Source organism: Shinella sp. 838, assembly GCF_029623935.1.
Lineage (GTDB): Bacteria > Pseudomonadota > Alphaproteobacteria > Rhizobiales > Rhizobiaceae > Shinella.
On record NZ_JARSBQ010000008.1, the window covers coordinates 102,484 to 117,294 of the forward strand.

Consider the following 14,811-nt stretch of genomic DNA (forward strand, 5'->3'; position numbering starts at 1 on the left):
CTCCAAGAAGGCGCGGCAGATCAATTGATGTGCTTTCGTTTTTGCATATTATGAAAACAAACGAAAGCAATGGGAGGAGCCGATGTTTCTGACAGGTCGCCAGGCGGAGATCCTTGATCTCGCCAAGGCCGAGGGCCGCGTGCTCGTGGAGGACCTTGCGGCGCGCTTCTCCGTGACGCCGCAAACCATCCGCAAGGATCTCAACGATCTCTGCGACAACAAGGTCCTGACGCGCATCCATGGCGGGGCGTTGTTCCCGAGCGGCAACGAGAACGTCAAGTACGAGGCGCGCCGCTCCATCGCTGCGCCGGAAAAACAGGCGATCGGCCGCGCCGCCGCCGCCATGATCCCGGACAATTCCTCACTCTTCATCAATATCGGCACGACGACGGAAGCCGTGGGGGAGGCGCTGCTCGAGCACAAGGAGCTGATGGTCATCACCAATAATATCAACGTCGCCAATCGCTTGCGTGTCTATCCCTCGATCGAGGTGGTGATCGCGGGCGGTGTCGTGCGCGGGGCGGATGGCGGCATCGTCGGCGAGGCGGCGGTCGATTTCATCCGCCAGTTCAAGGTGGATTACGCGGTCATCGGTGTTTCCGCGATCGACGAAGACGGTGCGCTGCTCGATTTCGACTATCGCGAGGTGAAGGTGGCGCAGGCGATCATTGCCAATGCACGCCACGTCATTCTGGTTTCGGATTCGACGAAATTCGAAAGGACAGCGCCGGTCCGCATCGGCCACCTCTCGCAGGTCCATACCTTCATCACGGACAGCTGTCCTTTCGAGGGCATCCGCAGCATTTGCCAGGAGCATGACGTGCGTCTCGTGGAGACGGCTTCTCCCCATTGAACGGGGAAATGGCGTTTTCACCCGCATTCGTTTGACATTCGAAATGTTTTCGTTTTAACTCCACTGGCTTTCGCAACTGCGCAAATTTGTGCGATGCGAAATGGGAGGGGACTTTGAACGGCGACGTGATCCGCGATATTTTCGTTATCGGTGGCGGCATCAATGGCTGCGGCATCGCACGCGATGCGGCGGGCCGTGGATATTCGGTCGTGCTTGCCGAGGTGAAGGATTTCGCGTCGGGCACGTCCTCGGCCTCCACCAAACTCATCCATGGCGGCCTGCGCTATCTCGAACACTACGAGTTCCGTCTGGTGCGCGAGGCGCTGATGGAGCGCGAAGTGCTCTGGGCCATGGCGCCGCACGTCATCTGGCCGATGCGTTTCGTGCTGCCTTTCCAGAAGGGCGGTCTGCGTCCCGCCTGGCTCATCCGCCTCGGCCTGTTCCTTTATGACTATATTGGCGGGCGCAAGCTTTTGCCGGCCACCCGCACGCTCGACCTAGCGAAGGACCCGGCGGGCGGGCCGCTGAAGAAACTCTTCCGCAAGGCTTTCGAATATTCCGACGGCTGGGTGGACGATGCGCGCCTCGTTGTCCTGAATGCCCGCGACGCTGCCGATCGCGGTGCGGATATCCGCACCGGCACGAAGGTCGTCACTGCCCGCCGCGAAAACGGCCACTGGAATGTCGAGACGGAGAATGTCGAGACGGGGGCGCGTGAAACCGTCCGCGCGCGCATGCTGGTCAATGCGGCAGGTCCCTGGGTCGACAAGGTTCTCTCCTCTGCCTTCGGTCGCAACGACGTGCACAATGTCCGCCTCGTGCAGGGCAGCCACGTCGTCGTGAAGAAGAAGTTCTCCGATCCGCGCGCCTACTTCTTCCAGAACCCGGACGGGCGTATCATGTTCGCCATTCCCTACCAGGAAGAATTCACGCTGATCGGCACGACCGATCGGGACTATCAGGGCGATCCCCGAGATGTTCGCATCAGCGACGCGGAAATCGATTATCTTTGCGCCTCGGCGAGCGAGTATTTCGCCGAACCCGTAACGCGGAACGACATTGTCTGGACCTATTCCGGCGTGCGTCCGCTATTCGACGACGGCGCCAGCAAGGCGCAGGAAGCGACACGCGACTACGTACTGAAGGTCGAGGGCAGCGATGGTCAAGCACCGTTGCTCAACATCTTCGGCGGCAAGCTCACCACCTACCGGCGTCTCGCCGAATCGGCGCTGGAAAAGATCGGGGATGCGATCGGCGTGAAGGGGGATCGCTGGACGGCCGGCTCGCGCCTGCCCGGCGGCGATTTCAAGGCCGACGGGTTCGATGCCGAGGTGAAGGCGCTTTCCGCGCGGTTCGCCTTCCTCACTCCGGCCCATGCCCGCCGGCTCGTGCGGCTTTACGGCACGCGGGCGTCGGTGATGCTGGATGGTGCGAAAGGGATCGACGACCTCGGGCGGCATTTCGGCAGCGATCTCTATGAGCGCGAAGTGCGCTGGCTGATGACGGAAGAGTGGGCCCGGCATGCCGAGGACGTGCTGTGGCGGCGGACCAAACGCGGATTGCATTTGACGGCTGACGAAGCGGCCGCGCTGGAAGAGTACATGGCGGTCGCACAGGCGGCCCCCCACTAGCGGCCTTTTCCGGTGGCTGGGAGGAACGACGGAGACAGGAATGCTGGAACTTAAGAACATCACGAAGGTGGCGGGGGCGGAAACGCATATCCACCCGACCAACCTCGTGCTCGAGCGCGGCTCGCTCAACGTGCTGCTCGGCCCGACGCTGTCGGGCAAGACCTCGTTGATGCGGCTGATGGCCGGCCTCGACAAGCCGACATCCGGTTCCGTCTGGTTCGATGGCAAGGATGTGACGGGCGTGCGCGTGCAGGATCGTGGCGTCGCCATGGTCTATCAGCAGTTCATCAACTACCCGGCGCTGACCGTCTATGAGAACATCGCCTCGCCGATGCGCATCAAGGGTGCGGATACGGCGACGATCGATCGGGAAGTGCGCAAGGCGGCGGATCTTCTGAAGCTGACGCCGTATCTCGACCGCACGCCGCTCAACCTCTCCGGCGGCCAGCAGCAGCGCACGGCGCTTGCCCGCGCCATCGTCAAGAATGCCAGCCTCGTGCTGCTCGACGAGCCGCTCGCCAACCTCGATTACAAGCTGCGCGAGGAATTGCGCCTCGAACTGCCGAAAATCTTCGCCGCCTCCGGTGCGATCTTCGTCTATGCGACGACGGAACCCTCCGAGGCACTGCTTCTCGGCGGCAACACGGCGGCACTCGCGGAAGGTCGCATCACCCAGTTCGGCCGCACCATCGACGTCTATCGCCGCCCGAACGATCTTCTGACCGCCCGTACCTTCGCAGACCCGCCGCTCAACACGATGCAGGTGCTGAAGACCGGCGACCGGTTCGAGATCGGCGGCAAGCCCGTGCTGCCGGTGCCGGCGCATCTTTCCGCCCTGCCGGATGGCCCCTGCACCATCGCTTTCCATCCCCATCATCTGGCGCTCACCAGCCAGCATCCGGCATCCGCAAGCCTTCAGGTGCGCACGGCGATCTCGGAAATCGCCGGCTCGGAAAGCTTCATTCACATCGAGTTCGAGGGCAGCCGCTGGGTCATGCTCTCGCCGGGCATCCACGACATCGAGCCGGACGCGGTCATCGCCGTCCATGTCGACACGCGCCACCTGATGGCGTTCGGCACGGATGGCAGGGCGATCGCGGAACCTGCGGCCGCGGCGGCCTGAGGAGGAGACCATGGCACGCATTACCCTTGACCATATCCGTCACGCCTACGGCGAAAAGCCGAAGTCCGAGGCGGACTACTCCCTGAAGGAAGTCCATCACGAGTGGAACGACGGTGGCGCCTACGCGCTGCTCGGCCCTTCGGGTTGCGGCAAGACCACGCTGCTCAACATCATCTCCGGCCTGTTGCAGCCGTCGGAGGGACGCATCCTGTTCGATGGCAAGGATGTCACGTACCTCTCGACGCAACAGCGCAACATCGCGCAGGTCTTCCAGTTCCCGGTCATCTACGACACGATGACGGTCTACGACAATCTGGCCTTTCCGCTGCGCAATCGCGGCGTTGCGGAGCCCGAAGTCGACCGCCGCGTGCGCGAAATTCTGGAAATGATCGATCTCGCCGGCTGGGCGAAGAAGACCGCGCGCGGCCTTACCGCAGACCAGAAGCAGAAGATCTCGCTCGGTCGTGGCCTCGTGCGCAACGACGTCAACGCGATCCTCTTCGACGAGCCGCTGACCGTCATCGACCCGCATATGAAATGGGTGCTGCGCTCGCAGCTGAAAAAGCTGCACCGGCAGTTCGGCTTTACCATGGTCTATGTCACGCACGACCAGACCGAGGCGCTGACCTTCGCCGACAAGGTGGTCGTCATGTATGACGGCCAGATCGTGCAGATCGGCACGCCGGCCGAGCTTTTCGAGAGGCCGAGCCACACCTTCGTCGGTTACTTCATCGGCTCGCCGGGCATGAATGTGCTGCCGGCCGTCATCGACGGCAGCAGCATCAAGGTCGGTGAACAGACGCTTGACCTCGACTACAAGCCGCAGGTCGCTGCTGGTGCAAAAACCGAACTCGGCATCCGCCCGGAGTTCATTTCGTTGTCGCGGGACGGCATGCCGGTTTCGATCAGCAAAGTCGAGGATATCGGCCGGCAGAAGATCGTGCGTGCCGAATTTGCCGGCAAGCCGATCGCCATCGTCGTCCCTGAAGACGGGGAAATCCCGGCCGAGCCGCGCGTGTCCTTCGATCCTGCGGCCATCAACATCTATGCCGATTCGTGGCGTGTCGGCAGGGAGGGCTGACGATGAACAAGACCTGGAACAACAAGGCCTGGTTCATGGTCCTGCCGGTCCTGCTGCTCGTCGCCTTCTCGGCGGTGATCCCGCTGATGACGGTGGTGAACTATTCGGTTCAGGACACGTTCGGCAACAACCAGTTCTTCTGGAACGGCGTCGGCTGGTTTTCCGACGTGCTGGAATCCGATCGCTTCTGGCAGGCGCTCGGCCGCAACCTGCTGTTCTCCGGCATCATCCTGTCCATCGAGATCCCGCTCGGCATCCTGATTGCGCTCAACATGCCCAAGAAGGGGCTTGGCGTACCGGTCTGCCTCGTGCTGATGGCGCTGCCGCTGCTCATCCCGTGGAACGTCGTCGGCACGATATGGCAGGTGTTCGGCCGCGTCGATATCGGCCTGCTCGGCCGCACGCTCGATGCGCTCGGCATCAGCTACAACTACGTCAACAACGTCTTCGACGCCTGGCTGACGCTGATCGTCATGGACGTCTGGCACTGGACGAGCCTTGTCGTGCTCCTGTGCTATGCCGGTCTCGTCTCGATCCCGGAGGCCTACTACCAGGCGGCCAAGATCGACGGCGCGTCGCGCTGGGCCGTGTTCCGCTACATCCAGCTGCCCAAGATGAAGCGCGTCCTTTTGATCGCCTTCCTGCTGCGCTTCATGGATAGTTTCATGATCTATACGGAGCCCTTCGTCGTCACCGGCGGCGGCCCGGGCAACTCGACGACCTTCCTGTCGATCGACCTCGTCAAGATGGCGATCGGCCAGTTCGACCTCGGCCCGGCCGCGGCCATGTCCATCATCTACTTCCTGATTATCCTGCTGCTGTCGTGGATCTTCTACACGGTCATGACCAGCAGCGACGAACAGGCGTGAGGGAGGAAACCATGACCTCGCAGGCAACCACTGCAAGCTCCATCCAGGCAAGCGCCACAACCAGCGCCGGTGCAAAGGCCGGGGCCGGCTCGAAGCGTAGCCTCTCCTGGCTCGTGCCGACGCTCTACATCGTCTTCCTGATGCTGCCGATCTACTGGCTCGTCAACATGAGCTTCAAGACGAACCAGGAAATCACCGGCGCCTTCTCGCTCTGGCCCCAGTCGCCGACGCTCCGGAACTACGCGGTCATTTTTACCGATCCGGCCTGGTACAACGGCTATCTCAACTCGATCATCTACGTGGTCTTGAACACGGTCATTTCGGTCGCCGTGGCGCTGCCGGCGGCCTACGCCTTCTCGCGTTACCGCTTCCTCGGCGACAAGCACCTGTTCTTCTGGCTGCTGACCAACCGCATGGCGCCGCCCGCCGTTTTCGCGCTGCCGTTCTTCCAGCTCTATTCGGCCTTCGGCCTGATCGACACGCATATCGCCGTTGCCATCGCGCACTGCCTGTTCAACGTGCCGCTCGCCGTCTGGATTCTTGAAGGCTTCATGTCCGGCGTGCCGAAGGAAATCGACGAGACCGCCTATATCGACGGCTACTCGTTCCCGAAATTCTTCGCCAAGATCTTCGTGCCGCTGATCGCATCGGGCATCGGCGTCGCCGCCTTCTTCTGCTTCATGTTCTCCTGGGTCGAGCTGTTGATTGCCCGCACCTTGACGACGACGGACGCCAAGCCGATCGCCGCCACGATGACGCGCACGGTTTCGGCTTCCGGCATGGACTGGGGCGTGCTCGCTGCCGCCGGGGTTCTGACCATCATTCCCGGCGCGCTCGTCATCTATTTCGTCCGCAATTACATCGCCAAGGGCTTTGCCCTGGGGAGGGTCTGATGGCCGCTGTCGTAAGCCGCACCAACCGCTGGCCGGTGGCGCTTGCCGCCGTGCTTGCCACCTACGCCGTCCTCACCGGCCTCCTCGTCATGGCGATCCCCGTCAAGGACGGTGCGCGCGACTGGTTCGCCTCGCTCATTCCAGGCGGCTGGATGGCCTGGTCGTTCCCGACGGCCATGTTCTTCCTGACGATCTTCACGCTGATCGCGCTGATGGCAGTGTGGGAATATGCCCGCCCGGGCGGATCCCCGCGCGTCGGCATCCTGCGCTTCGAGACGACCCGTGGCGACCGGCTCTTCGTGTCGCTGCTCGGCTCGGCGTTCATTCATCTCGCATGGCTGGGGCTCGTCGGCCCCAACCTGTGGTGGGCTCTTGCCTTGTCTGTGGTCTACGCCATCGGCGTTTTCCGCTTCGTCTAGGCAAAGAAAATGGGGGCCCCGGGGAGATAGGGGCCTTCGCAGATGCAATCGCAAAACCCCAAGGGAGGATCAATATGCGAAAGCAACTTCTGACGACGACGGCAGTCATGCTGCTGGCGTTCACCGGCTCCGCATTCGCGGACATGGATGCCGCGAAGAAATTCCTCGATGCGGAAATCGGCGACCTGTCCACGCTCGACCGTGCCGGCCAGGAAGCGGAAATGCAGTGGTTCGTCGATGCGGCAAAGCCGTTCGCCGGCATGGAGATCAAGGTCGTCTCCGAAACGATCACCACGCATGAATACGAATCGAAGGTCCTTGCGCCGGCCTTCACCGCCATCACCGGCATCAAGATCACCCACGACCTGATCGGCGAAGGCGACGTCATCGAAAAGCTCCAGACGCAGATGCAGTCGGGCGAGAACATCTACGACGCCTATGTCAACGACTCGGACCTGATCGGCACCCATTGGCGCTACCAGCAGGCCCGCTCGCTGACCGATTTCATGGCGAACGAGGGCAAGGACGTCACCAACCCGACGCTCGACCTTGATGACTTCATCGGCAAGTCCTTCACGACCGCGCCTGACGGCAAGCTCTACCAGCTGCCCGACCAGCAGTTCGCGAACCTCTACTGGTTCCGCTACGACTGGTTCAACGACGAGAAGAACAAGGCGGACTTCAAGGCGAAGTATGGCTACGATCTCGGCGTTCCGGTCAACTGGTCCGCTTACGAGGACATCGCCGAGTTCTTCACCGGCCGCGAGATCGACGGCAAGAAGGTCTATGGCCACATGGACTACGGCAAGAAGGACCCGTCGCTTGGCTGGCGCTTCACCGACGCCTGGCTCTCGATGGCCGGCAACGGCGACAAGGGCATTCCGAACGGCAAGCCCGTCGACGAATGGGGCGTCAAGGTCGATGAGAACTCCCGTCCGGTCGGCTCGTGCGTTGCCCGCGGTGGTGACACCAACGGTCCGGCTTCCGTCTACGCCATCCAGAAGTACCTCGATTGGTTGAAGGCCTACGCACCGGCAGCAGCCGGCGGCATGACCTTCTCCGAATCCGGTCCGGTTCCCTCGCAGGGTGAAGTCGCTCAGCAGATGTTCACCTATACGGCGTTCACCGCCGATTTCGTGAAGGAGGGCCTGCCGGTCGTCAATGCGGACGGTACCCCGAAGTGGCGCTTTGCCCCGTCGCCCCATGGCGTCTACTGGAAGGACGGCATGAAGCTCGGCTACCAGGACGTGGGTTCCTGGACGCTCTTGAAGTCGACGCCTGACGATCGCGCCAAGGCCGCCTGGCTCTATGCGCAGTTCGTCGTCTCCAAGACGGTCGACGTCAAGAAGAGCCATGTCGGCCTGACGTTGATCCGCGAATCCTCGATCGCCCACAACTCCTTCACGGAGCGGGCGCCGAAGCTTGGCGGTCTCATCGAGTTCTATCGTTCGCCGGCCCGCGTTCAGTGGTCGCCGACCGGCACGAACATCCCGGACTACCCGAAGCTGGCACAGCTGTGGTGGCAGGCGATCGGCGATGCATCCTCGGGTGCCAAGACCGCGCAGGAAGCCATGGATTCGCTCTGCGCCGAGCAGGAAAAGGTGCTGGAGCGCCTTGAGCGCGCCGGCGTCATGGGCGACATGGGTCCGAAGCTCGCCGAAGAGCACGATCTCGAATACTGGAACAAGGATGCCGTCGCGAAGGGCAACCTTGCGCCGCAGCTGAAGATCGAGAACGAGAAGGAAAAGCCGCTCACGGTCAACTACGACGAACTCGTCAAGAGCTGGCAGAAGTAAGGCGAACCGGCCGCGGGCGATCTTTTTGCCCGCGGCCTATCCTTTCTGGCGTTTCCGGCACGGTCGCGATGCGGCCCTGCCGGACGTGCCGTATCATCCGATCCCCTTTGCCCGCGTGCCGAAAGGTGTGCGGGCCTTTTCGTTCAGCCGAGCCGTTTCACCCAGAGCGTATCGATGATGGAGGGGAAGAGCGTATCCAGCATGTCCGTCTCGCTGGCGCATTCGGCAATGCGGGAAAGCTTCTTGTCGAGCGTCAGGTGGGCAAAGCCATGCGCCGTCGACCAGATGCCGATCAGCATGGCCTCGCCCTCGGCATCGAGTTCCTCGCCTTCCTTTTGGCCGTGCAGGGCGAGCACGGTTAGCGCGAGCGCATTCCAGGCTGCTCCTGTCGCCTGGTCGAGCGAGGGCTGGTCGTGCAGCAGCATGTCGTGGCGGAACATCAGGTGGAAGCGTCCGGGAAAATCCACGGCAAAGCGCACATAGGCGACGCCCTGGGCCTTGAGGCGCTCGGCTGTGCTGCCGGTTTCGCCGGCAGTCGCCAGACGGCGCGCAAGCTCCGCCCAGCCGAGGGCGGCAACTTCGGTGAGAAGGCCGGCGGCGCCACCGAAATGGTGTGAGGGCGCGGCGGGTGAAACGCCGGCCCGCCGGGCCGTTTCGCGCAAAGTGAACCCTTCGAGGCCGCGTTCGGCAAGCAGTTCGTCGGCGGCGCGGATCAGCGCGTCGCGCAGGTCGCCGTGATGGTAGCCGCGCTCGGCAGTTTTTTTCTCGTTCATGGCAGGCCTCGCAGATATGTCATCTTTACAGTGTAAAGATTGTGCGCTAGCACAATGTAAACACTGTTTAGATTTCTGCGAGGTATCATAGTGCGTGCAGCCGGTGTGGCAATCGCCGAGACGAGGCGGGAACCATGGACCCTTTCGCAGATGCCGGATCAGGCCGGTCGCCTTGCCGTGGTGACCGGCGCCAATAGCGGCCTCGGTTTCCTGACCGTTCGGGAGCTTGCGAGGAGGGGCGCCGACGTGGTGATGACCGCGCGGGATTCGGACCGGGGGGAGCGGGCGCTGACCCACCTTCGCGCCGAGCTTCCCGGTGCCAAGGTCGTGCTCCGCCGGCTCGATCTTGCCGATCTCGCCAATGTCGCGGCCTTTGCTGACTGGCTCGCCGCCGAGGGCCGGCCAGTCGATCTCCTCGTCAACAATGCCGGTGTCATGATGCCACCGCGCGGATTGACGCGGCAGGGCCACGAGACCCAGTTCGGCGTCAATCACCTTGCCCATTTTGCACTGACGCTACACCTGCTGCCGCTGCTTTCTGCGGCGCCCGGTGCACGCGTCGTCACCGTCAGTTCCGAGCTGCATCGCCGCGGCCGTATCCATTTCGAGGATATCAAGGGCGAGAAGACCTATGGCCGCCTCGCCTTCTACGCCCAGTCGAAGCTTGCCAACGTACTTTTCGCGCTGGAGCTCGATCGCCGGCTCAAGGCGGCCTGCCTGCCGCTCCTCAGCGTGCTCGCCCATCCCGGTTACTCCAACACCAATCTCCAGACCAATGCGACATCCGGCGCGCTGCGTCTTTTCATGCGCATCGGCAACCGATTCCTCGCGCAGAATGCAGAGCAGGGTGTGCTGAACCAGCTCCATGCGGCAACGGCTGCTGGTCTTCGCGGCGGCGAGTTCATCGGCCCGGATGGGTTTCGCGAGATGCGCGGTGCGCCCTCGCATGTGCATCCGCTGCCTCCCGCGACCGATCCCGCCCTTGCCGCGCGGCTGTGGCGGTTGTCGGAAGACCTTACCGGCCTCATCTTTCCTTCTGTTGTGGAGCACCAGCAATGACCGCCCTGACGATGGACGCCTATCATTTTTTCCGCGCCTGGATGCGCGATCCGCTGCGGGTCGCCTCGGTCACGCCGTCCGGCAAGGCTTTGGCGGATCTCATCGTGCGGGAGATCGGGCCGCAGACCGGCCGGGTCATCGAGCTTGGGCCCGGAACGGGCGTCTTCACGCGGGCGCTGCTGCGGCGCGGTGTTGCGGAGGAGGACATCGTCCTCGTCGAAATGGGGGTGGAATTCGCGGCGCTGCTGCAGCAGCGCTTCCCGAAGGCGCAGATCGCCTGCACGGATGCGGCGCGCATCGCGCGGTTCTGCCCCGTGCCCGCGGGTGCGGCGATCAGCGGCCTGCCGCTGCTCTCCATGCGGCCGGAGAAGGTTCTTGCAATCCTGGCCGGCACCTTCGCGCGGCTTGGCGAGGGGGCTTCGCTCTATCAGTTCACGTATGGCCTCCGCTGCCCAGTGCCGCGCGCCGTGCTCGACAGGCTTGGCCTCTCCGCTGTCCGGATCGGGGGCACGCTGCGCAACGTTCCTCCTGCCTTCGTGGATCGGCCGCAAGGCTTAGATCTACGAAAGACCGTTTGCCGGATTCCATGCATTGCGCAGCGCGGGGTCTTCCGCTAAGAGACCCCGCGGTTTCTCCCGCGCGCTCGCGCGATTATTTGGAATAGCGGTATACACTCATGGCACGCATCGTGATGAAATTCGGCGGAACGTCCGTCGCTGACCTCGACCGTATCCACAATGTAGCCCGCCACGTGAAACGTGAGGTCGATGCCGGCCATGAGGTCGCTGTCGTCGTTTCGGCCATGTCCGGCAAGACGAACGAGCTCGTCGCCTGGGTGCAGAACATGCCGAAGGTCACGGGTGCCAACTCGCCCTTCTACGACGCGCGCGAATATGACGCGATCGTCGCCTCCGGTGAACTCGTCACCGCCGGCCTTCTTGCTATCGCACTCCAGTCGATGGGCATCGATGCCCGATCCTGGCAGGGCTGGCAGATCCCGATCAAGACCGACAACGCCCACGGCGCTGCCCGCATCCTCGACATCGAAGGCGCGGAAATCATTCGCCGCATGGGTACCGGCCAGGTCGCTGTCGTCGCCGGCTTCCAGGGCCTCGGCCCGGACAACCGCGTCGCGACGCTCGGCCGCGGCGGTTCGGACACGTCGGCCGTCGCCATTGCCGCTGCCGTAAAGGCGGATCGCTGCGATATCTACACCGACGTCGACGGCGTCTACACGACGGACCCGCGCATCGAGCCGAAGGCCCGCCGCCTCAAGAAGATCGCCTTCGAGGAAATGCTCGAAATGGCCTCGCTCGGGGCGAAGGTTCTGCAGGTGCGCTCTGTCGAGCTTGCCATGGTGCACAAGGTACGCACCTTCGTTCGTTCCTCTTTCGAGGATCCCGATGCGCCGGGCATGGGCGATCTTCTGAACCCGCCCGGTACGCTGATTTGTGATGAGGATGAGATCGTGGAACAGGAAGTCGTAACCGGCATCGCCTATGCCAAGGATGAAGCGCAGATCTCGCTCCGCCGCGTCGCCGACCGGCCGGGTGTGTCGGCCGCGATCTTCGGCCCGCTCGCCGAGGCGCATATCAATGTCGACATGATCGTCCAGAACATTTCCGAGGACGGCTCGAAGACCGATATGACCTTCACCGTTCCGTTCGGCGACGTGGAGAAGGCGCTCAAGGTTCTCGACGGCGCCAAGGAGAAGGTCGGCTTCGACGTGATCCAGCACGAGACGGGCCTCGTCAAGGTTTCCGTCATCGGCATCGGCATGCGCAGCCATGCGGGCGTTGCCGCCTCGGCTTTCCGCGCGCTCGCCGAGAAGGGCATCAACATCAAGGCGATCACCACGTCCGAGATCAAGATTTCCATCCTGATCGACGGTCCTTATGTTGAACTCGCCGTTCGGACTTTGCATTCCGTCTACGGTCTCGATAAGAAGTAAGGACCGGCCGACTCGGCGCCGATCCATGGGATCGCCGGCGTAGCCCGCGCCGGCGGAGTAACGTCATTTTCGGGAGACGCCACGCGATGAGAGACCTCTCCGCGGGTCCGCGCGTTCTTCTCAAGCGGCTGCGCGAACTCATGGCGGAGCCGCTTGAGCCGCAGGAGCGCCTTGACCAGATCGTGCGCCAGATCGCGCAGAACATGGTCGCGGAAGTGTGTTCCGTCTACGTGCTGCGCTCCGATGGCGTGCTCGAACTCTATGCGACCGAAGGTCTCAATCCCGGTGCCGTCCACCTTGCCCAGCTCAAGATGGGCCAGGGCCTCGTCGGCACGATTGCCGCGTCCGCGCGGCCCCTGAACCTTTCTGACGCGCAATCCCATCCCGCCTTCACATACCTGCCGGAAACGGGCGAAGAGATCTACCACTCCTTCCTCGGCGTTCCTATCTTGCGCACCGGCAGGGCGCTCGGCGTGCTTGTCGTGCAGAACAGGGCGAGCCGCACCTACCGCGAAGACGAGGTGGAGGCGCTCGAAACGACGGCGATGGTGATTGCGGAAATGGTGGCGACCGGCGAGCTGAAGAAGCTCACCAAGCCCGGCCTCGAGCTGGACCTGTCCCGCCCCGTCGCGATCGAAGGGGCGAGCTTCGGTGAGGGTATCGGTCTCGGTTATGTCGTGCTGCACGAGCCGCGCATCGTCGTCACGAACCTTTTGAACGAGGATTCCGAACACGAGCTCGGTCGCCTCGCCGAAGCGCTGGGGTCCTTGCGCATTTCCATCGACGACATGCTGTCGCGCCGCGAGGTGTCGATGGAGGGCGAGCACCGCGAGGTGCTGGAAACCTATCGCATGTTTGCGCATGACCGCGGCTGGGTGAGGAAGCTCGAAGAGGCGATCCGCAACGGCCTGACCGCGGAAGCGGCGGTCGAGCGCGTGCAGAGCGAGACCAAGGCGCGCATGATCCGCCTGACGGACCCGTACCTGCGCGAGCGCATGCACGATTTCGACGATCTCGCCAACCGGCTTCTGCGCCAGCTTACCGGCTATGGTGCGAAACTCTCGGCCAGCAGCTTCCCGAATGATGCGATCGTCGTTGCGCGCGCCATGGGGGCCGCGGAACTGCTCGATTATCCGCGGGAGAACGTGCGCGGCCTGGTGCTCGAGGAGGGCGCCGTCACCAGCCATGTGGTGATCGTCGCGCGCGCCATGGGCATTCCGGTGGTCGGCCAGGCGGCGGGTGCCGTGGCGTTGGCGGAAAACGGCGATCCGATCATCATCGATGGTGACGACGGGCGGGTGCATCTGCGACCGCTGCCGGACCTCCAGCGCTCCTATGAGGAAAAGGTGCGCTTCCGCGCCCGCAGGCAGGAGCAGTACCGGGCGCTGCGCGCTGTCGAGCCCGTCACGAAGGACGGCCGCGCGATCAATCTCCAGATGAATGCGGGTCTGCTCGTCGACCTGCCGCATCTCAATGAATCCGGCGCATCCGGCATTGGTCTTTTCCGCACCGAGCTTCAGTTCATGATCGCCTCGACCATGCCGAAGGCAGAGGAGCAGGAGTCATTCTATCGCAGCGTGCTGAAACATGCCGGCGGTCGGCCGGTGACGTTCCGCACGCTCGATATCGGCGGCGACAAGGTGGTGCCCTATTTCCGCGCGGCGGAGGAAGAAAACCCGGCGCTCGGCTGGCGGGCCATCCGCCTGTCGCTCGACCGGCCGGGCCTGCTGCGCACCCAGCTGCGTGCCATGCTGCGTGCTGCGGCGGGCGCCGACCTCCGGCTGATGCTGCCGATGGTGACCGAGGTTTCCGAATTGAAGGAGGTCCGCGACCTCTTGCAGAAGGAAATCCAGCGCCAGTCGAAGATCGGCGAGCAGTTGCCGAAGAAGCTGCAGTTCGGCGCCATGCTGGAAGTGCCGGCATTGCTCTGGCAGCTCGACGAATTGATGGCCGAGGTCGATTTCGTCTCTGTCGGCTCGAACGATCTCTTCCAGTTCGCCATGGCGGTCGACCGTGGCAATGCCCGCGTCTCCGATCGGTTCGACACACTCGGCCGGCCGTTCCTGCGAATCCTGCGCGATATCGTGCGCGCCGGACTGCGCAACGATACGTTGGTGACGTTGTGTGGGGAAATGGCGAGCAAGCCGATCTCGGCCATGGCGCTGCTTGGCATCGGCTTCCGCTCGGTCTCGATGTCGCCGGCAGCGATCGGCCCGGTCAAGTCGATGCTGTTGTCGCTGGATGCGGCGAAACTCGAAGCGGTGTTGACACCGGCGCTCGACGATACCAGGCCGACGGCCTCGGTCCGCCAGATCCTTACTGACTTTGCGGCCGAGCACGGCGTTCCGCTTTGAATTTTTTGA

At 63.3% G+C, this 14,811-nt stretch carries 13 protein-coding genes; 12 read left to right on the forward strand and 1 reads right to left on the reverse strand.

The features are described 5' to 3' along the window. The first annotated feature begins 82 nt into the window (after positions 1-82). The 8 genes from P9A16_RS22145 (at position 83) to P9A16_RS22180 (ending at position 8,665) form a co-directional block, all read left to right on the forward strand. Positions 83-853 carry a DeoR/GlpR family DNA-binding transcription regulator gene (locus tag P9A16_RS22145; RefSeq protein WP_024271114.1) on the forward strand — a complete coding sequence of 257 codons (771 nt, stop codon included), beginning with the start codon at positions 83-85 and terminating at the stop codon, positions 851-853. A 113-nt stretch (positions 854-966) separates the two neighbouring features. Beyond that, complete coding sequence (glpD, locus tag P9A16_RS22150) at positions 967-2,484, forward strand: glycerol-3-phosphate dehydrogenase (RefSeq protein WP_278025937.1); 1,518 nt, start codon at positions 967-969, stop codon at positions 2,482-2,484. Between the two features lie 40 nt (positions 2,485-2,524). After that, positions 2,525-3,607, forward strand: coding sequence for an ABC transporter ATP-binding protein (locus P9A16_RS22155; protein ID WP_023512858.1), 1,083 nt, complete (start codon positions 2,525-2,527; stop codon positions 3,605-3,607). A gap of 10 nt (positions 3,608-3,617) precedes the next feature. After that, positions 3,618-4,688 (forward strand): ABC transporter ATP-binding protein, encoded by a 1,071-nt coding sequence (locus tag P9A16_RS22160; RefSeq protein WP_023512857.1) that lies wholly within the window; start codon positions 3,618-3,620, stop codon positions 4,686-4,688. A gap of 2 nt (positions 4,689-4,690) precedes the next feature. Further along, complete coding sequence (locus tag P9A16_RS22165; protein WP_023512856.1) at positions 4,691-5,557, forward strand: carbohydrate ABC transporter permease; 867 nt, start codon at positions 4,691-4,693, stop codon at positions 5,555-5,557. 11 nt (positions 5,558-5,568) lie between these two features. Beyond that, a complete protein-coding gene (locus P9A16_RS22170; protein WP_023512855.1) occupies positions 5,569-6,450 on the forward strand; it encodes a carbohydrate ABC transporter permease in 882 nt (293 codons plus the stop codon). Beyond that, the gene (locus P9A16_RS22175) at positions 6,450-6,869 is read left to right on the forward strand and encodes a DUF2160 domain-containing protein (RefSeq protein ID WP_023512854.1); all 420 of its coding nucleotides are present in this window, start codon (positions 6,450-6,452) and stop codon (positions 6,867-6,869) included. Before P9A16_RS22170 ends, P9A16_RS22175 begins: the two co-directional genes overlap by 1 nt. Before the next feature lie 74 nt (positions 6,870-6,943). Beyond that, positions 6,944-8,665, forward strand: a complete 1,722-nt coding sequence (locus tag P9A16_RS22180) for an ABC transporter substrate-binding protein (protein ID WP_024271115.1) — start codon at positions 6,944-6,946, stop codon at positions 8,663-8,665. Between the two features lie 143 nt (positions 8,666-8,808). On the opposite strand, the gene P9A16_RS22185 is transcribed toward P9A16_RS22180, so the two are convergent. Continuing rightward, a complete protein-coding gene (locus P9A16_RS22185) occupies positions 8,809-9,438 on the reverse strand; it encodes a TetR/AcrR family transcriptional regulator (RefSeq protein WP_023513156.1) in 630 nt (209 codons plus the stop codon). Positions 9,439-9,543: 105 nt separating this feature from the next. Here P9A16_RS22185 and P9A16_RS22190 point away from each other — a divergent pair, with 105 nt between their 5' ends. The 4 genes from P9A16_RS22190 to ptsP all read left to right on the forward strand — a co-directional run bounded on the left by P9A16_RS22190 (position 9,544) and on the right by ptsP (position 14,802). Then, on the forward strand, positions 9,544-10,497 hold the full coding sequence (locus P9A16_RS22190) for an oxidoreductase (protein ID WP_037408548.1): 954 nt from the start codon (positions 9,544-9,546) through the stop codon (positions 10,495-10,497). Next, entirely contained in the window at positions 10,494-11,114 is a 621-nt protein-coding gene (locus tag P9A16_RS22195; RefSeq protein WP_023513158.1) for a class I SAM-dependent methyltransferase, read from the forward strand. The genes P9A16_RS22190 and P9A16_RS22195 overlap by 4 nt, the downstream gene beginning before the upstream one ends. 59 nt (positions 11,115-11,173) lie before the next feature. Beyond that, positions 11,174-12,448, forward strand: coding sequence for an aspartate kinase (locus P9A16_RS22200; RefSeq protein ID WP_023513159.1), 1,275 nt, complete (start codon positions 11,174-11,176; stop codon positions 12,446-12,448). Between the two features lie 86 nt (positions 12,449-12,534). Next, on the forward strand, positions 12,535-14,802 hold the full coding sequence (gene ptsP / locus P9A16_RS22205; protein WP_023513160.1) for a phosphoenolpyruvate--protein phosphotransferase: 2,268 nt from the start codon (positions 12,535-12,537) through the stop codon (positions 14,800-14,802). Positions 14,803-14,811 lie beyond the last annotated feature (9 nt).